Raw genomic sequence first — 19762 nt, forward strand, 5'->3', positions numbered from 1 at the left:
CCACGGTGAGGGGCTTTGCCCCTCCCCGGACCCCTAGGCCACAGGGCCTTTGGAAACCGATACCTGGCGCCGGGCGCAAAGGCCCTTTCGTGATATCGGAGGGCGCGTGGTGCACGGCACCCGGTCATGTGTTCCGGCGCGGCGCACGGATCGCGCGGCTGATGATGGCTGACGCTCTGCGCCCCGCGCCAAGTGACGGTTTCCAAAGGCCTCGGGCCTTTGGCGGGGTGAGGCTTGGAGAGGGGCAGCGCCCCTCTCCAACGCACAGCGCCGCTCATCGCCGCGCCTCGAAGTCGATGCGCGGGTCCACCAGCGTATAGGTGAAGTCCCCCACGATCTGCATGACCAGCCCCAGCAGCGTGAAGATGTAGAGCGTCGCGAACATCACCGGATAATCCCGCCGGATCGCGCTTTCGAACCCCAGCAGCCCGAGCCCGTCGAGCGAGAAGACGATCTCCGTCAGCAGCGCGCCGGTGAAGAGGATGCCGATGAAGGCGGCGGGAAACCCCGCGATGATCAGCAGCATCGCGTTGCGGAAGATGTGGCCGTAGAGGATGCGGTGCTCGGTGTTGCCCTTCGCCCGCGCGGTGACGGTGTACTGCTTGCCGATCTCATCCATAAAGGCGTTCTTGGTCAGCATGGTGAGCCCGGCAAAGCCGCCGATCACCAGGGTCAGCGTCGGCAGGATCATGTGCCAGCCATAGTCCAGCGCTCGCTGGAAGAAGGGCAGCGCATCGGCGCCTGGGCTTGCCAACCCGCGCAGCGGGAACCACTGGAAAAACGACCCGCCGGCGAAGAAGACCACCAGTAGGATCGCGAAGAGGAAGCCCGGGATCGCGTAACCCACCAGCACCACGCCCGATGTCGCGACGTCGAAGCGCGACCCGTCCCGCACCGCCTTGCGGATGCCGAGCGGGATGGAGACGATGTAGATGATCAGCGTGGACCATAGGCCGAGGCTGATCGAGACCGGCATCTTCTCGAGGATCAGGTCGACCACCGGGCGGTCGCGGAACAGCGAACGGCCGAAGTCGAACCGCAGATAGCCCGACATCATCTCGAAGAAGCGGGTGCTCGCCGGCTTGTCGAAGCCGAAGGTGCGCTCAATCTCCGCGACGATGGTGGGGTCGAGCCCCTGCGCGCCGCGATAGGACCCGACGGGGCCTTCCCCGCCGCCGCCCCCTGGCGGGCGGTTGGCGTTTCGCACTTCGCCGCCGCCTTCCCCGGTGATGCGGCCAAGCGTCGATTGGCCCTGCCCGCGCAGTTCCGCGATCATCTGTTCAACCGGCCCGCCCGGGGCGAACTGCACGACGGCGAAGTTGATGATGATGATGCCGAGCAATGTCGGCACCACCAGCAGCAGCCGGCGGATCAGATAGGCGCCCATGATGGACTAGCCGCGACGCGCTTCGGCAAGCGCGCGTTCGCGCGCCGGGTCGATCCACCAGGCGGAGGGGAAGGACAGTCCGAAGCGCGGGTTGCGGTCCGGACGGCCGAACTTGTCCCAGAAGGCGATGCGGAAATTGCGGCTGTGCCAGTGCGGGATGACGAAGTCGTGGTGCAGCAGCACGCGATCCAGCGCGCGGGTGCGCGCGATCAGCTCGTCATAGTCGGGCGCGCCGATCACCAGTTCGACCAGTTCGTCGATGGCCGGGTCGGCGATGCCGGCAACGTTCTGACTACCATTCTCCCGCGCCTTGGCGGTGGTGAAGTAGTCGCGCTGCTCATTGCCGGGCGAGAAGCCTTGCCCGATCGAATCGACCGTCATGTCGTAGTCGAAGGCATCGATGCGTACCTGGTACTGCGCAGGGTCGACAGTGCGCACGCGCGCTGTGACGCCGATGCGCTCGAGCCACTGCACATAGGGCAGCGCGACGCGCTCGAAGGTCGCTCCCTGCAGCAGGATCTCGAATTCGAAGGGCTGGCCCTGCGCGTTCACCAAGCGGCGGTCGCGCACCATCCAGCCCGCCTGGCGCATCAGCGCCAGAGCACGCCGGGCGCCCTCGCGGTTGTTGCCCGACCCGTCGGTGACCGGCAGCTTGTATTCCTCGGTGAAGACGCTGTCGGGGACGCGGCCGCGGAACCCTTCCAGGATGGCCAGTTCCCGCCCCTGCGGCAGGCCGCGCGCGGCGAAGTCGGAATTCGAGAAATACGACGCCGTGCGCGCGTAAGCCCCATAGAACAGATTCGCGTTCATCCATTCGAAGTCGAAGACCTCGATGAGCGCGCGCCGCACGCGGGCATCCTGGAACAGCGGGCGGCGCAGGTTCATGGCGAAGGACTGCATGCCCGTCGGGATCTCGTGCGGGATCTCCTCCTTCTTCACCAGGCCGCGGCGGGCGGCGGGGAAGTCGTATCCGGTGGCCCAGTCGCGCGCGACGTTCTCGGTGCGGAAATCGATCTGGCCGGCCTTAAAGGCCTCGAAGGCGACGGTGGTGTCGCGGAAGTATTCGTAACGGAGGATGTCGATATTGTTCAGCCCGCGCCGCACGCCGAGGTCCTTCGCCCAGTAATCGTCGACGCGGCGATAGACGGCGTTGCGGTTGGGTTCGAAGCGATCGAGGCGATAGGCGCCCGACCCCAGCGGCACGTCGAGCGAGGGCCGGGCGAAGTCCTTCCCCTCGAACCAATGCTTGGGCAGCACCGGCAGGTCGCCCAGGATCTGCGCGAGTTCGCGGTTGCCGGCGTCGCGGAAACGGAAGGTGACGCGACGGGGGCTCTCGGCCACCACCTCGGTCACATCGGCCCAATAGGCGCGGTAGAAGGGCCGGCCCTGGGTGCGCAGGGCGTTGAAGCTGAAGATCACGTCATCCGCCGTGATCGGCCTGCCGTCATGCCAGCGGGCGATCTCGCGCAGATTGTAGGTGACGCCCTTGCGGTCGGCGGGCAGTTCCACCGTCTCGGCGATGAGGCCGTATTCGGCGGTCGCCTCGTCCGGGTTGTTCGCCATCAGGGAATCGTAGATCAGCCCAACCCCGAGATCGGCCGTGCCGCGCAGAATGAAGGGGTTGAAGCTGTCGAAGGAGCCGAGCCGTGCGAGCACCACCTCGCCGCCCTTCGGCGCGTTCGGGTTTGCCCAGGGCCAGTTCGGGAAATCCGCCGGCAGGGCGGGCGGGGCCAGCAGGGACAGGGCATGGGTGCGCACCACCTCCCCCGGCTTGTCGCCCCCGGCCGGGACCACGGCACGGGCGCCGCGCGGCAGGGCGGGGACGGCGGCAATCGCACCGAGTGCGAGGAGGTGGCGGCGATTCATGGCCGCAAGATGCGGGTTCCGCCCCCGCGCGGCAACGTCCGTGCGCTTACCGATCGGTGAGGAGGCGGACGGCCTCGTCCAGCATGGCCGGGTCGCCGACGGCGAGGATGCGGCCATCGGCCTCTGGCGTCAGGGTTTCGCCCTTCCAGCCGGTGACGCGGCCGCCCGCGCCCTCGATGACGGGGACCAGCGCCGCCCAGTCCCAGATCTTCATGGTGCTTTCGGCGACGATATCGACCAGGCCCAGCGCCACCAGCCCGTAGGCATAGCAATCCCCGCCCCAGGTCACGCGGCGGGCGGCGGCGCGCAGGCGCTCGAAGCCGGGCCTGTCCTCGGGGGTAAACATGTCCGGGCTGGTGCAGGAGAGCTCGGCCTCGGCGACGGTCGCGCAAGGCCGGCAGGCGGCGGTGCCGGCGGGGCCGCGGAAGCGGGTCTTGCGGCCCTTCACGCCGACCCAGCGTTCGCCAGTGACCGGCTGGTCGATGATGCCCAGGACGGGTTCGCCGCGATGCAGCAGACCGATCAGGCTGCCGAAGAGTGGCCGCCCGGTGACGAAGGCCCGGGTCCCGTCGATCGGGTCCACCACCCAGACCCATTCCGCGTCGGGGCGATCAGCGCCATGCTCCTCCCCGATCACGCCATGGTCGGGGAAGCGGTCGGCGATCAGGGCGCGGATGGCCTCCTCCGCCTCTCGGTCGGCGCGAGTGACGGGACTCGCATCGCCCTTCGCCTCGACCAGCAGAGGGGAGCGGAACAGCGGCCGGATCACCGCCCCCGCCGCATCGGCGGCGTCCTCGGCCGCGGTGATGAAGGGATAGCGGATCATGCAACGCTCTCCTGCCGCGATTCGGCATCGGCGCGCCTTCCGACGAAGCGGAACCGGCGCAGGGCACCATGGCGCAACAGCCGCCCGGCGGGGCCGCGCCCCCGCGGATCGCGGACCTTCCGCGATCCGGGACCGCAAAGCGCGACCGCGCCCAGACCGCCCGCGGTGCCCGGTCCGCCAGTATTGGCGCGAAAGCCAAGCCCGCGGATGCGGGCGCCGGCGTCTGAGGTCAAAAAAGACTCACGCGGACCATTCCATGGCCCGCCGAATCAGGGGGCCGGCGCGCTCGGGGAGATCGACCGCAGATAGGCGATGATGTCCGCACGCTGCTGCGCGTTGCTCACGCCCGCGAAGGACATGCGGTTGCCGGGAGCATAGGCACGCGGGGAATGAATCCAGGCGTTCAGCTCTTCGTAGGTCCAGGGCTTCTCGGCCATGCCGCGCAGGGCCGGGGAATAGTTGAAGCCTTCCATATGCGCGTGGTGGTTACCGATGATGCCGTAGAGATTCGGACCCACCGCCGCGCGACCACCCTCGTTGAAGGTGTGGCAGGAGGCGCACTGGCGCTGGACGAGTTGCTGGCCCTTGGCGACATCGGCATTGGCGAGCAACGGCGTGATCGGGTCGAGCGCCGGGGCCGCGGCCGGGGTCGGCGCCGCAGTCGCCTCGCCGGGCACGACCATGGCCGTCTCATGCGGCATGGTCGGATGCACCACCAGCCGGCCGATGACCCCGGCCAGGCCGAAGGTGACACCGGCGGTCAGCACCGCCGCGACGATCTTGTTGCCTTCAAGGTTGGTCGCCATGCCAGTCGGGGCCCTTCGTAATCGCGCGCGCCAATTGTGCCTGCCGCGACGCGTTTGCGCCACCCGCCGGCCTTGCCTAAAACGCGCCGGACCATAGTGCCCGTATTTCCGCCAGACAAGCAGCCGGAGCCGCCCTTTTGCGCCCCATCGTCGTCATCCCGGCCCGCATGGCGGCCACGCGCCTGCCGGGCAAGCCGCTCGCCGACATCCATGGCCGCCCCATGATCGCCCATGTGCTCGACCGCGCGCGGGAGGCGGGAATCGGACCCGTCGCCGTCGCCGGCGGCGAGCCGGAGATCGTCGAGGCCGCCCGCGCCGCCGGCGCCGAGGCGGTCCTGGTCAGCGAGGACGTTCCCTCCGGCACCGACCGCGTGCAGCGCGCCATGGCGGCCCTGGATCCCGAAGGCCGTTACGACATCGTGGTGAACCTGCAGGGCGACTTCCCGACCATCGAGCCCGCCACGCTGCGCGCCGTGCTCGACCCGCTGGCGGACCCGGCCATCGACATCGGCACGCTGGTCTGCCCGATCGCTGATGAGGAAGAGGCCAACACCGCCTCCTTCGTCAAATGCGCCTGCGCTTTCACGGGCGAGGCCCGCGTCGCGCCGGCGCTGTATTTCTCGCGCCAGCCGATCCCCTGGGGTGACGGGCCGCGCTGGCACCATATCGGCGTCTATGCCTATCGCCGCGCAGCGCTGGAACGCTTCGTCGCCCTGCCGGCGAGTCCGCTCGAAAGCCGCGAGAAGCTCGAACAGCTCCGCGCGCTCGAGGACGGCATGCGCATCGCCGCCGCCCGTGTCGACCACGGCCCCTTCGGCGTCGATACCCCACACGATCTCGAGCGCGCCCGCGCGCTGCTCGCCGGCTGATACGGACCCCGCATGACCGCCAACACCATCGCCTTCCAGGGCCTGCCCGGGGCCTATTCGGACCTGGCCTGCCGCGCCGCCTATCCCGGCTGGGCCACCCTGCCCTGCCCGTCCTTCGAGGCCGCCATGGTCGCGCTGCGCGAGGGCCGCTGCGAACTCGCCATGCTGCCCTGCGAGAACTCGCTGGCCGGCCGCGTGCCCGACATCCATCGCCTGCTGCCCGATTCGGGCTTGTTCGTCGTCGGCGAACACTTCCAGCGCGTCGAGCACTGCCTGCTGGCGCCGAAGGGTGCGACCCTCGCCACGCTGAAGCGCGCGCACAGCCATCCGGTCGCCCTGGGCCAGGTGCTGCGCCTGCTGAAGGAAAAGAAGCTCGAAGCGGTGATCGAGGCCGATACCGCCGGCGCCGCCCATCTGGTGGCCGAGCGCGGCGGCGTCGAGGACGCGGCCATCGCCTCGGAACTCGCTGCCGAGATCTACGGCCTCGACATCCTCGAGAAGAATGTCGAGGACGAGGCCCACAACACGACCCGCTTCTATGTCATGTCGCGCGAGCGGCGGTATCCGCCGATCGACACGCCGAACCCGGTCACCACCTTCGTCTTCCGCGTCCGTTCGGTCCCCGCCGCGCTGTACAAGGCGCTGGGCGGTTTCGCGACCAATGGCGTGAACATGACGAAGCTCGAATCCTACATGGTGGGCGGGCGCTTCTCCGCGACGCAGTTCCTCTGCGACGTGGACGGCCACCCGGACAGCCCGGCCCTGCAACGCGCCTTCGAGGAACTCGCCTTCTTCTCCCGCGAATTCCGCATCCTCGGTGCCTATCCGGCGCATCCGTACCGGCTGGAGCAGGCGGCGGCGGGGGATTGAGCAGGAAGGGCAGCGACATCAGGCGCCGCCCGAGGCTGCTTTCGTTGGCGCAGCTGGAGGGGCGCTGCCCCATAGGCGCGAAGATCGGGCTCGGCGGTGGGATCAGGAAGCGGCTCCGCCCCTTCCCGAACCCTACCCCGCCAAAGGCCGCAAGGCCTTTGGAAACCGTCACTTGGCGCTTTGCCCGACGGTGCAAACGGGCCTCAACATACAGCCCTGCGCAGCACAGATGCTCAGCGGAACGGGAATACCCCCCTCTGCCCGGCGCCAGGTATCGGTGGTCCGGGCCATACGAAGGCCTGACGGCTTGAGGTTCGGAGAGAGGCAGCGTCCCTCTCCGATCTGATCTTCGCGCTTATCGGGCAAAGCCCCTCTCCGTCCCACATCGGAAGCATGGGGCATCGGGTCCACCCTTGCACCGCTCCCGCCGTTGTGCTTAACGCCCCGCTCCCCTGCCGGGCGCAAGGCAAGCGCCCGGCTATGCCCGTTTGCGCGCTCCATTCCGGGGCCAGGGCTGAGACAGCCACAGGGAGATCCCATGCCGCTCTACGAATGCGTGTTCATCGCGCGCAACGACATCACCCAGCAGCAGGTCGAAGCGATCGCCGAGCAGGTCGCGACCCTCATCACCGAGGGCGGCGGCGAGGTGAAGAAGCGCGAATACTGGGGCCTGCGCGGCCTCGCCTACAAGGTGAAGAAGAACCGCAAGGGGCACTACATGCTCCTCGGTATCGACGCCCCCGCGGCCGCCCTGCCGGAAGTCGAGCGCCAGCTCGGTCTGAACGAGGACGTGCTCCGTTCGCTGACCATCCGCGTCGAGGCGATCGACGAGGCGCCGTCGGCGGTGCTGGCGAAGCGCGGCGACGACCGCGAGCGTGACCGCGGCTTCCGCGGCCCGCGTCCGGCCGGCCGCTTCGGTTCGGGCCGTGGCCGCGAGCGCGGCGACGACCGCGAGGAGTTCCGCGCCCGCCCCCGCGACGAAATGGACGGCCCTGACGGGGCCGGGGAGTAAGCGATCATGTCCGAATCCACCGACCTGACCCCCGCCGCCCGCCGTCCGGCCGTCGGCGCGCGCCGCCCCTTCTACCGGCGCAAGAAGTCCTGCCCCTTCTCCGGGCCGCAGGCGCCGAAGATCGACTACAAGGACGTCCGGCTGCTGTCCCGCTTCCTGAGCGAGCGCGGCAAGATCGTCCCGTCCCGCATCACGGCGGTGAGCGGCAAGAAGCAGCGCGAGCTGGCACAGGCCATCAAGCGCGCCCGCTTCCTGGCGCTGCTGCCTTACGTCATCAACGACTGAGGACGGGGAGCCCGGAGGGGCAGCCATGGGCAGCGTGCTCGGCAATCCGCGTTGGTTGGCGGGAACGGCGGCGGGTCTCACCGCCGCCGTGCTCTCGCTGTGGGCCATGCGCGGGCTGCCGCTCGGCTTCGCGGCCTTCTGGCTGACGCCGCTACCGCTGTTCGGCGCCGGCCTGGGCTTCGGCCCGGGTGCCATGGCCTGGGCGGCGGGGCTCGCGGCCGCGATCCACATCGCGGTGGCTGGGGTGCTGCCGACGGCGGTGTTCCTCATCGCCTTCGCGGTGCCGGCGCTGCTGCTGGTGCTGTTCGGCTTCCGCCAGGGGCGGATCGATCCGGGCATGCCGCTGGCACTGCTCGGCATCTGGCCGGCCATTGTCATCCTGGGCGCCGGGCTGGCCTTCGCGGGCAGCCCCGGCGGACTCGAAGGCATGATCCGCGGCGCGGTGGAACAGTCCCTGCAGCGCATGGGCGCGACCTCGGCCGGGATCCCGGTCGCGGAGCTGACCCAGGTCATGGCCGCGGCGATGGGCTTCTGGTCGGCGATCTCGCTCTCGGTGAACGGGGCCGCGGCCCAGTCCGCCCTGGCGCGGTCCGGCCACGCCCTCGCGCCGACACCGCGCTGGAGCACGGTCCGCCTGCCCGGCTGGTATCCGTTCCTGCCGGGGGCGGGTGCTGCCTGCTGGCTCGCCTTCGGCGGGCCCGAAGACGCGGTGTGGCTGTCGGTGCTGCTGGTGCTGCTGCTGCCGGTCTTCCTGCAGGGCATCGCCGCGGTGCATCGCCGGTCCCAGGGCCGCCCCGGGCGCCAGATCATGCTCGGCTTCTTCTATGCCGGGCTCGTCATCCTCAGCGTGCCGGCCGCGATCGCGGTGACGGCCTTCGGTTTCTATGAGCAATGGGGGCGGCGCACGAGCCCGCCCGGAGGCACAACATGATCGAACTGATCCTGATGCAGCGCGTCGACAAGCTTGGCCAGATGGGCGAGCTGGTGAAGGTGCGCCCTGGTTACGCCCGCAACTACCTGCTGCCCAGCGGCAAGGCGATCCGCGCGAGCAAGTCCAACCTCGAGCGCTTCGAGAAGGAGCGCGCGCAGCTTGAGGCGCAGAACATCAAGCGCCGCGAGGAAGCCGAGCGCGTCGCCGAGCGCGTCGCCGGTCTCTCCGTGACCATCATCCGCCAGGCGGGTGAGAGCGGCGCGCTGTACGGCTCCGTCTCGACTCGCGACATCGCCGAGGCCTGCACCGAAGCCGGCCTGACCACCGGCCGCGACCAGGTGCTGCTGCCGCACGCCATCAAGTCCGTGGGCCTGGCCACCGTCCAGGTCGCGCTGCACCCGGAGGTCTCCATCCCCGTGGTGGTGAACGTGGCGCGCTCGGTCGAGGAAGCCGAGAAGCAGGCGCGCGGCGAGCGCGTCGAGGCCGAGGCGGAAGCCGAGCAGGCGAGCCTCGAGGCAGAGCTGGCGGCGGAACTCGCGGCCGGCCAGGCCGACGCGGAGCGCTGATTCCAGCCAAGGCGTGGGCGCCAGGTCGGCGTCACGCGTGATCGGCGACAGTGGGAATCGGAGGGGGTCTGCCCCTCCGAACCACCCCGCCATCGGGGTTCCCTTGACGTTGTCTTGCGACGTCAATCGGTACCCCTGGTGCTTGGAGCACTTGGACCGCAGTCCTTTGGCGCGAGGCAGGATGGGCACGCAACGCCCACCCGGCGCGTTCGGTGCGCAGGTGCCGGGTTCTGGCAGCGTTCCGCCAGTGGTGCCTGGCGCCAAGTTGAAGTTTGCAAAGGCCTTTCGGCCCTTGCTGGGGTGGCTTGGAGGGGCAAGGCCCCTCCGATTCGACAGGGCCAGAACGCGAACGTCCTGAGGGTCTTTCATGGCCTCGGCGGCGCGGCCGCACCGTCGAGGTGAGGCAAGGAAGCCCTCCCGAGACATTGTGCCGCATTCAGTCGCATAGGCGCGAATGGCTCGCGCGCAAGATGCATGGCATTCCGCCACTGCCATGCAGCATTCGGGACTTTTCCGAGGCATGTCTGCTCTGCAATGCTTCCTCCACGCCAGGAGGAGCTTGCATGCTGTTCCACCTTGCCCTGAAGCGGCTGATCCAGCACGGCAGCCTGACCGTCACCTACCCGGACGGCACCGTGCGCGACTATCGCGGCGGTCCCGGCCCTGAGGTCGCCATGCGCATCACCACCGCCCGTGCCTTGCGCGGCATGACGTTCAATCCGGCCATGGCGCTGGGCGAAGGCTACATGGCCGACGAGATCCAGCCGGAAGGCTGCTCCATCTTCGCGCTGCTGGAGATGCTGGTCCTCAACATGATGGAGGGCGGCACCCACCCGGCCGAGCGCGCCATGGAACTGATACGCCTGTTCCGCCGTCGTTTCGACCAACTCAACCCGGCCAGCCGGTCGCAGCGCAACGTCGCGCATCACTATGATCTGAACGGGCGGCTCTATTCCCTGTTCCTCGATCGCGACCGTCAGTATTCCTGCGCCTACTTCCCGACCGGCACCGAAACGCTGGAGGAAGCGCAAGTCGCCAAGAAGCGGCACATCGCCGCCAAGCTGCGGCTCGACCGGCCCGACCTCGAAGTGCTCGACATCGGCTGCGGCTGGGGCGGCATGGCGATCACCCTCGCCCGCGACTACGGCGCGCGCGTCACCGGCATCACGCTCTCTCAGGAACAGCTCGCCGTCGCCCGGCAGCGCGTCGAGGAAGCTGGCCTCAAGGACCGCGTCCGCATCGAGATGCTGGACTACCGGAGCTGGAAGACGCCGATGGACCGCGTCGTGTCGGTCGGCATGTTCGAGCATGTCGGCATCGACCACTATCGCCGCTTCTTCACCACTGTCCGCGACGCGTTGAAGGAAGACGGCGTGGCGCTGATCCATGCCATCGGGCGTTCCGATGGGCCGGGATCGACCAACCCCTGGCTGGCCAAGTACATCTTCCCCGGCGGATACTCCCCTGCCCTGTCCGAGGTGCTGCCGGCGATCGAGAAGGCCAGGCTGTGGGCGACGGATATCGAGATCCTCCGCCTGCACTACGCGAAGACCATCGAGCACTGGCGCGCGCGCTTCGCAGGCAACCGCGATACGATCGCCAGCCTCACCGATGAACGCTTCTGCCGGATGTTCGAGTTCTATCTTGCGGGGGCGGAATTGTCGTTCCGGCACATGGGGCATCTGGTCTGGCAGGCCCAGTTGACCCGCCGCGTCGATACGCTGCCGCTGACGCGCGACTACATGTTCGAGGCGGAACGGGCAGCGACGCCTGCGCGCGCGTGAGCCGAAGCCCCGAGGGACCTTGTCCTTCCGCGAAAGTGCGCCCCGGGGCCAGCCCTTCGGAATGGCGGGACCCTCCCCGGGCACGCCGGGGCAGTCGCGATCGCCACTGACCGAGGATCCTGGTCGGACCGGTCATCCCCGCTATCCCCAATTCATCCCCAGAATCGGCCCGCCCGCCGGACTGCCCCCGCGCTATACCGACGCCGATGAACAGCTTCGATGCGTCCCCGACCGGTGACGGCCTGCTGGGCCTCTCCCAGCGCCTGCCGCCGGCGAATCTTGAAGCCGAGCAAGCCCTGCTCGGCGCCCTGCTCGCCAACAACAAGGCCTATGAGCGGGTCTCGGAATTCCTCGCCCCGGAGCATTTCGCCGATCCGGTGCATGGCCGCATCTACCAGGCCATCCAGCGCCGCATCGAGGCCGGGCAGCTCGCCGACGTCGTCACGCTGCGGTCGGAATTCGAACATTCCGGCGTGCTGGATGAGGCCGGCGGCACGGGCTACCTCGCGCAGCTCCTCTCGGCCATGGTCGGCATCATCAATGCCGGCGAATACGGCAAGGTCGTCTACGACGCCTATCTGCGCCGGCAGCTGATCGACCTGGGCGAGGTGGTGGTGAACCGCGCCTTCGGTGCGGAACCGGAACTCGACGCCAAGGGCCAGTTGGAAGCGGCCGAACAATCCCTGTTCGACCTGTCCAAGGAAGGCGGGGCGGGCGATGGTGGCTTCGTCTCCTTCGAACGCGCGCTGACCACCGCCGTCCAGCATGCGGAGAAGGCCTTCACCACGCCGGGCGGCGTCTCGGGCCTGACCACGGGACTGCGCGACCTCGACGCCAAGATGGGCGGCCTGCACCCGTCGGACCTGATGATCATCGCGGGGCGGCCGGGCATGGGCAAGACGGCGCTCGCCACCAAGATCGCCTTCGGCGCCGCCAAGGCGATCCTGCGCGAGGCGCGCGAGAACGATCCCAACGCCGTGCCCAAGGGTGGTGCGGCGATCTTCTCCCTGGAAATGAGCGCCGACCAGCTCGCCACCCGTCTGCTGTCCGAGGAAGCGCGCATCTCCGGCGACCGCATCCGCCGCGGCGAGATCGGCCAGCGCGACTTCGACCGCTTCGTCGAGGTCAGCCGCGAGATCTCCGCCCTCCCCCTGTGGATCGACGACACGCCGGCGATCACCATCTCGGCGCTGCGCACACGCTGTCGGCGGCTCAAGCGCACCAAGGGGCTCGACCTGATCGTGGTCGACTACCTCCAGCTCATGCGACCCGCCGCCGGCACGCGGCCGGAAAGCCGCGTGCTGGAGATCTCGATGATCACCCAGGGGCTGAAGGCCATCGCCAAGGAACTCTCCGTCCCGGTCATCGCCCTGTCCCAGCTTTCCCGCCAGGTGGAATCGCGAGAGGACAAGCGGCCCCAATTGTCCGACCTGCGCGAATCCGGGTCCATCGAGCAGGACGCGGACTCGGTCATGTTCGTCTATCGCGACGACTACTACCTGGCCCAGCGCGCGCCCAAGGAACTGACCTACGACAACCCGGAGAAGTTCCATGAGGCCGTCGACAAGTGGCAGAAGGACATGGAGATGGCGCACAACAAGGCGGAGCTGATCATCGCCAAGCAGCGCCACGGCCCGACCGGCACCATCAAGCTGTTCTTCGAGGCCGAGTTCACCCGCTTCGGCGACCTCGATACCCATCACGAAGACCAGCATGACTGACGCGCTGGCGGTCCGCCCCGCGCGGCCCGAGGATTACGATTCCTGGCTGCCGCTCTGGCTCGGCTACAACGCCTTCTATGGGCGGGAGGGCGCGACGGCGCCCTCCGACGCCATCACCCGCCTGACCTGGTCGCGCTTCTTCGCCGCGCTGGAACCCATGGAATGCCTGGTCGCCGAAGCCGAAGGCCGGCTCGTCGGCCTCGCCCATGTCATCTACCATCGCAACACGCTGCTCGCCGGCTGCACCTGCTATCTGCAGGACCTGTTCGCCGCGCCCGACCTGCGTGGCCGCGGCGTCGGGCGCGCCCTGATCGAGGCGCTGTCCGTCAGGGCTCGCGCCGCCGGCGCGGAACGCGTCTATTGGCATACGCATGAGACCAACGCGACGGCGCGTCGGCTCTATGACCGGGTGGCCGCGCATGGCGGCTTCCTGCTCTACCGCAAGGATCTCTGATGCCGCGTCCTGCCTCGACGGAAGCCGTCCTGACCATCGACCTGCCGGCCATCGTCGCGAACTGGAAGGACCTGGCCCTCCGCGGCGGCCCCGGCGCCGTGGCGGGGGTGGTGAAGGCGGATGCCTATGGCCTCGGCGCGGCGGAGGTCGGCCGCGCGCTGCGCGCCGCGGGCTGCCGCCATTTCTTCGTCGCCCAGCTCCGCGAAGGCATGGCTCTGCGCGAGGCCATCGGCACCGGCCCGATGATCGCGGTGCTCGGCGGCTTCCGCCCCGGCGAGGATGACGATGCCGGGCTGACGCCCGTGCTGAACTCCCTCGGCGACGTGGCGGCGCATGGCGCGGCGGGCCGGGCGGATGGCGTCGCGCGGCGCGCCATCCTGCATGTCGATACGGCCATGGCACGGCTTGGCCTGGATGCGGGGGAGCTCGCCCGCGTCTCGCAGGATCACGGCCTGCTGGCCGGCCTCGATCTCCTTTATGTGATGACGCATCTCGCCTGTGCCGATGAGCCCGCCCATCCGCTGAACGCGGCCCAGGCACAGCGCTTCGCCGCCGCCTGCGCCGGCCTGCCGAAGACGCGCCGCTGCTTCGCCAACTCCTCCGGCATGTTCCTCGGCCCGGCCTTCGCTTCCGACCTGTCGCGGCCGGGTTGCGCGCTCTACGGCATCAATCCGACCCCCGGGCAGGCGAACCCGATGCGCGCGGTGGTGCGGCTCGATGCGCCCGTCCTCCAGGTCCGCGAGATCGCCCCCGGCACCCCGGTCGGCTACGGGGCCTCCTGGACCGCGGCGCGGCCGACGCGGGTGGCGACGGTTGCGGTGGGCTATGCGGATGGCTACCTGAGGAGCCTGTCCAGCCGGGCCGCGGCGGAATGCCGCGGCCAGCCGGTTCCCCTGATTGGCCGCGTGTCCATGGATCTGACGACCTTCGACGTGACCGACCTGCCAGACATCGCCCCCGGCGACCGCCTGACCCTCATCGGTGGGTCCGGATGCAGCCCGGACGATCTCGCCGCCAGCGCCGGGACGATCGGCTACGAGATCCTGACCTCGCTCGGCGCCCGCTATCATCGCGACTATCTGCGAGGCTGACCGCGTGGATCTGGTCCTGAATCCCGTCGCCGCGATCGGCCGGGCCGTCCTCGATGCCTGCCGCCTGGTCGGCGCGCTGGCACTGTTTGCGCTCGAGGGCCTGTCGCACCTGCTGCGGCCGCCCTTCTACGGCAGGCTGTTCCTGCGGCATCTCATCGAGATCGCCTATTTCTCGCTGCCGGTCGTCTCGCTGACCGCGTTCTTCACCGGCATGGTGCTGGCGCTGCAATCCTACACCGGCTTCGCGCGCTTCAATGCCGAAGGCGCCGTTGCCAATGTCGTGGTGCTGTCCATCACCCGCGAGCTCGGCCCGGTCATCGCCTCGCTGATGGTGGCGGGGCGCATTGGCGCCTCATTCGCCGCCGAGATCGGCACCATGCGCGTCACCGACCAGATCGACGCGCTGACCACGCTGTCCACCAACCCGATGAAGTATCTGGTCGCGCCACGGCTGCTCGCCGGCGTGCTCGCCCTGCCCTTCCTCGTGCTGGTGGCCGATATCCTCGGCGTGATGGGTGGCTGGCTGATCGGGACGACGAAGCTCGGCTTCAACTCGGCCGGCTACCTCAAGGCCACCATGGACTTCCTGCAATTCATGGACGTCACCTCGGGCCTCGTGAAGGCGGCGGTCTTCGGCTTCGTCATCACCCTGATGGGCTGCTGGTGCGGCTACAACAGCCGGGGCGGCGCGCAGGGCGTGGGCTCCGCGACGACCTCGGCCGTGGTCGCCTCCTCCATCCTCATCCTCGCCTTCGACTACATCCTGACCGAGATGTTCTTCGCCCGATGACCGGCGTGATCCCGAAGATCCGCCTGCGAGGCCTGACCAAGGCCTTCGGCGAGAAGCGTGTGCTGGACGGCGTGGACCTCGATATCCGCGCCGGGCACGGCATGGTCATCCTGGGCGGGTCGGGCTCGGGCAAGTCGGTGACCATCAAGTGCATCCTGGGCCTCATCACGCCCGATGCCGGCACCATCGAGGTCGATGGCCAGGACATCCTGAAGATGCCGCGGCGCGATCGCGAGGCGCTGAACGACCGCATCGGCATGCTGTTCCAGAACGGCGCGCTCTTCGACTCGCTGCCGGTCTGGGAAAATGTCTGCTTCAAGCTGCTCGCCCAGAAGCGCATCACCCGGGCCAAGGCGCGCGACAAGGCGGCGGAGGTTCTGGCGCAGGTCGGCCTCGCGGCGTCGGTCGGCGATCTCTCGCCGGCCGAATTATCGGGCGGCATGCAGAAGCGCGTCGGCCTTGCGCGGGCCATCGCCGCCCAGCCGGACATCATCTTCTTCGACGAGCCCACCACCGGCCTCGACCCCATCATGGGCGCGGTGATCGACGGGCTGATCGTGGATGTGGTGAAGCGGCTCGGCGCGACGGCGGTCTCGATCACCCACGACATGGCGAGCGCACGGCGCATCGGCGACGACGCGGCGATGCTGCACAGGGGAAAGATCGTCTGGACCGGGCCCGCCGCGGTGCTGGGCGAATCCGGCAACGCCATGGTGGACCAGTTCGCGCGCGGCGATCGCGAGGGGCCGATCCAGATGGAGTTGCGGCGGTAGGGTAGCTGTCGCGCGCCTGATTGCTGCAGTTGGAGTTGGAGTGGCTCTGCCCCTCCAAACCACCCCGCCAAATGACCGTGTCATTTGGAAAGCCGGATACTTGGCGCCGGGTATGAAGGGCATTCTGCACCCTCACAGCGCACTCTGTGCGCAGGTGCGGGTCTCGGTATTGATCCCGCCAGCGGCGCTCTGCGCCAAGTGACGGTTTCCAAAGGCCTTGTGGCCTTTGGTGGGGTGAGCCAGAGAGGGGCAAGGCCCCTCTCGGTTCCACAGCCCAGGAAAAGGAAAGGCGCGGCTCGCGTCGCTCAACCCGCCAACGGTTCCAGCGCCGGCTCACGCAGCCGCGGCGCGATCTCCCGCATGAACAGCTTGAGCGACCGCGCCGAGAAGTCCGCCGGCATCGGCCCGGTGCGGAAGCGGACGCTCACGCCCCCGATGCCCGTCGCCGCAAGCGTGGTGAAATCCTCCATCACCGTCGCCGGCGATCCGCATTGCAGCGGCGGCGCCGCTGCCTTGTTCTGCTCCGCCGCGCGCTGCTCGAAGGCCGAGCTCTGCGCCGCGCGGTACTGCTGCATCATCCGGAAATACGGCAGGCCGACCTCCTGCGCCTCCTCATCGGTGGGCGCGATGATCGCCGTGCGCGACACCCAGGATTCGGCGATGGCGCGGTCGATCGCCGCATCGCTGATGCCGGCCTCCGACGCCGCCTTGCGGTAGATGTCGATGTTGCGCGCGGCACCCGCCGCCGTCGCCGCCGCCATGATGACCGGCCGCCCCTGCCGCGCCTGGCCGACCAGCGATCCTTCGGACGCCACGGATCGCAGGATCGGCGGATGTGGCTTGGTGTAGGGCAGCGGCCGGAGCATCGGGATATCGATGTTCCAGTACTTGCCTTCGTGACGGACAGGCTCGCCCGTCCAGCATTGCAGCAGGATCTTCTCGATCTCCTCGAAGCGCTCCTGGGCGCTCGTCGGATCGATCTGGTAGCCCTTGTATTCGTGCAGGTTGACCATGCTGCCGCGGCCGAGGCCTACGATCAGCCGGCCCTTCGACAGGTTGTCGATCAGCGCGATCTGCTCGGCCATGCGCAGCGGGTGGTAGAGCGAGCTCTGCAGCACCGCGAAGCCGATCTTGATCCGGCTGGTCGCCATGGCGAGCGCGGCGGCCATGGTCGGCGGATCCACATAGGCGCAATTGCCGTCGAAATGATGCTCGGCGAGGAAGACGGCATCCATGCCCTCCGCCTCGGCGAGTTGCGCCTCGCGCACCGCCTCGTCGATGACCTGCGCATCGGCGGACGGGTTGCGGGATTCGTGAAACAGGAAGACGCCAACGCGCATACGAAGCTCCTGCGGTCAGTGGCGCGCCTCCCGGCGGGCGGCCGCCTGGCCGGAGCCGGGCCACCCTGTTGGCAGCAGCCTAGGTCCGGCAGGCCGCGGCGGCCATCCCCCTTTGCGCGGAAATGCCCGCCGTCGGGCGATGATCTTGCGCTGAAGCAATCCGATCAAATCGACCCGATCAATCGAATTCTTCGAAGAAATCCATTGGACACCCGGCGCGCTCCATAGCATTGCTGCACCGCACTTGGTGCATTGCACAAGGGCCGTTCCGGCGGCCCCCAAACCGCAAGGAGCGTGACCGCATGCTGACCGTTGGCGACAAGTTCCCCGAATTCGCCCTGGCCGCCGTGAAGGGTGGCGCCGAGGGCCTCGGCGGCCCCGGCAAGTCCTTCACCGAGATCACCTCCGCCTCCGACGCCGGCAAGTGGAAGATCGTCTTCTTCTGGCCGAAGGACTTCACCTTCATCTGCCCGACCGAAATCGCCGCCTTCGGCAAGCTCGCCGGCGAGTTCGCCGACCGTGACGCGGTGCTCTACGGCGTGTCGACCGACAGCGAGTTCGTCCACCTGAACTGGCGCGTCTACAATGACGACATCCGCGACCTGCCGATCCCGATGCTGGCCGACACCAAGCGCGAGCTGTCGACCGCCCTCGGCATCCTGGACAAGAACGAGGGCGTGGCGCTGCGCGCGACCTTCATCGTCGATCCGGACGGCACCATCCAGTGGGCCTCGGTGAACGGCCTGAATGTCGGCCGCAACCCGCAGGAAGTCGTGCGCGTGCTCGATGCGCTGCAGACCGACGAGCTCTGCCCCTGCAACTGGGAGAAGGGCAAGGACGTGCTGAAGCCGCAGGAATTGTTCGAGAAGGCGGCCTGATGTTTGTGCGCGGCAGCGGTAGCCGCCACACCAACCCTACCGCCGCCGCGCAAATGGGGCCAGTCAGCCCCCCTTACACCCCCCGGTCCTGCGAGTCTGATGGCTCGCAGGACGTGTCGTTACCGGAGGCTATGATGTCCCTCGAAGCCCTGCGCGCCCGCCTGCCCGAACATGCCAAGGACCTGAAGCTGAACCTCGGTTCGCTGGCCACTGAGCCCGTGCTGAACCAGCAGCAGCTCGCCGGCACCTTCGTGGCCAGCGCCATCGCCTCGCGCAATGCCGAGGTCACCCGCGCCATCCTCGCCGAATTCGGCCCGAAGCTCTCCCCCGAGGCGCTCGCCGCGGCCAAGGCCGCCGCCGCCATCATGGGCATGAACAACGTCTATTACCGCTTCACCCACCTGGTCGGCGGCGACTACGCCAACCTGCCCGCGAAGCTGCGCATGAACGTCATGGCCAAGCCCGGCGTGGACAAGGTGGATTTCGAGCTCTGGTCGCTCGCCGTCTCCGCCATCAATGGCTGCGGCATGTGCATGGAAGCCCATGAGAAGGTGGTCCTCCATGGCGGCCTGTCGAAGGAGCAGGTCCAGGCCGCGGTGCGCATCGCCGCCGTGGTCCACGCCGTGGCCGGCGTGCTCGACGCCGAGGACGCGATGGCCTCGGCGGCATAACGCGAGTGGAGAGGGGCTCTGCCCCTCTCCACACCTCACCCCGCCAGGGGCTTGGAGCCCCTGGACCGCAATCTCCTGGCGACGGGCGCTACGGTTCGGAACAATCGCCGAGACCCGCTTTTGCGCACCGAATGCGTTTCGAGGGATTGGTGCGGCACGCCTTCTCGGCGCCAGGTTGAGGTTTCCAAAGGCCTTTCGGCCTTTGGTGGGGTGAGGCTTGGAGAGGGGCAAAGCCCCTCTCCAATTCCCGCTCAGCTCCCCGGATCCGCGCTGTCCGGCACCACCGCTTCCGCCTTCAGCCGCGCGCGCATCGCCCGCACCCGCTCCCGGCTTTCCGCCGGCCAGACCGAGGCCGCCTCGTAGAATTCCGGCACGGCCTTCGCGCCCTCCGGCAGCACCACCCAGGGCAGCCTGGTCGAGGTGTAGATGTGGATGTCCGGCGGAAATTCCGCCGGCCGCGCCAGCGTGCCTACCCGCACGAAGCGCACCGCCGGCCCCGCCTGGGGATAATTGCTCCACACCGCGACATGGCAGTCCGGGCAGCGCGCGATGAGCTGCCCGCGTCCGCTGGCCGACGGCGTATGCACCAGCTCAGGGTGGCCGGCCGTCAGCACGACATGATCCGCCTCCCAAAGCGCGTTCAGCGCGTGCACCGAGCCCGTCTCCCGCTGGCACCAAGTGCAGTGGCAGGCATGGACGATCAGCGGCCGTCCCTCGACGCGATAGCGCACATGCCCGCAGGTGCATCCGCCTTCCATCGTTTCCTCCCGACACTGTGTCCGCGGCTGGACGGCGCCAGTGTCGCGCATCGCGCCGGTGCGGCGCCATGCATCTTGACCCCC

The 19762-nt window shown here is 68.7% G+C and carries 20 protein-coding genes; 14 read left to right on the forward strand and 6 right to left on the reverse strand.

Annotated elements, in window-relative coordinates:
• Positions 1-274 precede the first annotated feature (274 nt).
• From KPL78_RS08245 to KPL78_RS08260, 4 genes are all read right to left on the reverse strand, one after another.
• Complete coding sequence (locus tag KPL78_RS08245) at positions 275-1387, reverse strand: microcin C ABC transporter permease YejB (RefSeq protein WP_219762411.1); 1113 nt, start codon at positions 1385-1387, stop codon at positions 275-277.
• 6 nt (positions 1388-1393) lie between these two features.
• Positions 1394-3253 carry an extracellular solute-binding protein gene (locus KPL78_RS08250; protein WP_219762412.1) on the reverse strand — a complete coding sequence of 620 codons (1860 nt, stop codon included), beginning with the start codon at positions 3251-3253 and terminating at the stop codon, positions 1394-1396.
• A 46-nt stretch (positions 3254-3299) separates the two neighbouring features.
• Positions 3300-4079 (reverse strand): histidinol-phosphatase, encoded by a 780-nt coding sequence (gene hisN, locus KPL78_RS08255; RefSeq protein ID WP_219762413.1) that lies wholly within the window; start codon positions 4077-4079, stop codon positions 3300-3302.
• A 269-nt stretch (positions 4080-4348) separates the two neighbouring features.
• Positions 4349-4885: a c-type cytochrome gene (locus tag KPL78_RS08260; RefSeq protein WP_219762414.1), complete on the reverse strand. Its 537-nt coding sequence runs from the start codon at positions 4883-4885 to the stop codon at positions 4349-4351.
• A 137-nt stretch (positions 4886-5022) separates the two neighbouring features.
• Here KPL78_RS08260 and KPL78_RS08265 point away from each other — a divergent pair, with 137 nt between their 5' ends.
• The 12 genes from KPL78_RS08265 (at position 5023) to KPL78_RS08320 (ending at position 16031) form a co-directional block, all read left to right on the forward strand.
• Positions 5023-5754 carry a 3-deoxy-manno-octulosonate cytidylyltransferase gene (locus KPL78_RS08265; protein WP_219762415.1) on the forward strand — a complete coding sequence of 244 codons (732 nt, stop codon included), beginning with the start codon at positions 5023-5025 and terminating at the stop codon, positions 5752-5754.
• Positions 5755-5766: 12 nt separating this feature from the next.
• Positions 5767-6624 (forward strand): prephenate dehydratase, encoded by an 858-nt coding sequence (locus KPL78_RS08270; protein ID WP_219762416.1) that lies wholly within the window; start codon positions 5767-5769, stop codon positions 6622-6624.
• Positions 6625-7162: 538 nt separating this feature from the next.
• A complete protein-coding gene (gene rpsF / locus KPL78_RS08275) occupies positions 7163-7636 on the forward strand; it encodes a 30S ribosomal protein S6 (protein ID WP_219762417.1) in 474 nt (157 codons plus the stop codon).
• Positions 7637-7642: 6 nt separating this feature from the next.
• Complete coding sequence (gene rpsR / locus KPL78_RS08280; protein WP_211845129.1) at positions 7643-7921, forward strand: 30S ribosomal protein S18; 279 nt, start codon at positions 7643-7645, stop codon at positions 7919-7921.
• 25 nt (positions 7922-7946) lie between these two features.
• Positions 7947-8852 carry a DUF2232 domain-containing protein gene (locus tag KPL78_RS08285; RefSeq protein WP_219762418.1) on the forward strand — a complete coding sequence of 302 codons (906 nt, stop codon included), beginning with the start codon at positions 7947-7949 and terminating at the stop codon, positions 8850-8852.
• Positions 8849-9418: a 50S ribosomal protein L9 gene (gene rplI / locus KPL78_RS08290; RefSeq protein WP_219762419.1), complete on the forward strand. Its 570-nt coding sequence runs from the start codon at positions 8849-8851 to the stop codon at positions 9416-9418. The genes KPL78_RS08285 and rplI overlap by 4 nt, the downstream gene beginning before the upstream one ends.
• A gap of 563 nt (positions 9419-9981) precedes the next feature.
• Positions 9982-11202, forward strand: coding sequence for an SAM-dependent methyltransferase (locus KPL78_RS08295; protein WP_219762420.1), 1221 nt, complete (start codon positions 9982-9984; stop codon positions 11200-11202).
• Between the two features lie 206 nt (positions 11203-11408).
• Positions 11409-12923, forward strand: coding sequence for a replicative DNA helicase (locus KPL78_RS08300; RefSeq protein ID WP_219762421.1), 1515 nt, complete (start codon positions 11409-11411; stop codon positions 12921-12923).
• Positions 12916-13377 (forward strand): GNAT family N-acetyltransferase, encoded by a 462-nt coding sequence (locus KPL78_RS08305; RefSeq protein ID WP_219762422.1) that lies wholly within the window; start codon positions 12916-12918, stop codon positions 13375-13377. Before KPL78_RS08300 ends, KPL78_RS08305 begins: the two co-directional genes overlap by 8 nt.
• Positions 13377-14468 carry an alanine racemase gene (gene alr, locus KPL78_RS08310; protein WP_219762423.1) on the forward strand — a complete coding sequence of 364 codons (1092 nt, stop codon included), beginning with the start codon at positions 13377-13379 and terminating at the stop codon, positions 14466-14468. Before KPL78_RS08305 ends, alr begins: the two co-directional genes overlap by 1 nt.
• A 4-nt stretch (positions 14469-14472) precedes the next feature.
• Entirely contained in the window at positions 14473-15258 is a 786-nt protein-coding gene (locus KPL78_RS08315) for an MlaE family ABC transporter permease (protein WP_219762424.1), read from the forward strand.
• The gene (locus KPL78_RS08320; protein WP_219762425.1) at positions 15255-16031 is read left to right on the forward strand and encodes an ABC transporter ATP-binding protein; all 777 of its coding nucleotides are present in this window, start codon (positions 15255-15257) and stop codon (positions 16029-16031) included. Before KPL78_RS08315 ends, KPL78_RS08320 begins: the two co-directional genes overlap by 4 nt.
• A 305-nt stretch (positions 16032-16336) precedes the next feature.
• Here the strand turns inward: KPL78_RS08320 and KPL78_RS08325 are convergent, their stop codons facing one another.
• Positions 16337-17371, reverse strand: a complete 1035-nt coding sequence (locus tag KPL78_RS08325; protein WP_219762426.1) for an LLM class flavin-dependent oxidoreductase — start codon at positions 17369-17371, stop codon at positions 16337-16339.
• Positions 17372-17673: 302 nt separating this feature from the next.
• Between KPL78_RS08325 and KPL78_RS08330 the strand changes: the two genes are divergently transcribed.
• Positions 17674-18249, forward strand: a complete 576-nt coding sequence (locus tag KPL78_RS08330; protein ID WP_219762427.1) for a peroxiredoxin — start codon at positions 17674-17676, stop codon at positions 18247-18249.
• Positions 18250-18383: 134 nt separating this feature from the next.
• On the forward strand, positions 18384-18920 hold the full coding sequence (ahpD, locus tag KPL78_RS08335) for an alkylhydroperoxidase, AhpD family (RefSeq protein WP_219762428.1): 537 nt from the start codon (positions 18384-18386) through the stop codon (positions 18918-18920).
• A 251-nt stretch (positions 18921-19171) separates the two neighbouring features.
• Here the strand turns inward: ahpD and KPL78_RS08340 are convergent, their stop codons facing one another.
• A complete protein-coding gene (locus tag KPL78_RS08340) occupies positions 19172-19678 on the reverse strand; it encodes a GFA family protein (protein ID WP_219762429.1) in 507 nt (168 codons plus the stop codon).
• Between the last annotated feature and the right edge of the window lie 84 nt (positions 19679-19762).

Source organism: Roseomonas alba (assembly GCF_019430885.1).
Classification (GTDB): domain Bacteria; phylum Pseudomonadota; class Alphaproteobacteria; order Acetobacterales; family Acetobacteraceae; genus Neoroseomonas; species Neoroseomonas alba.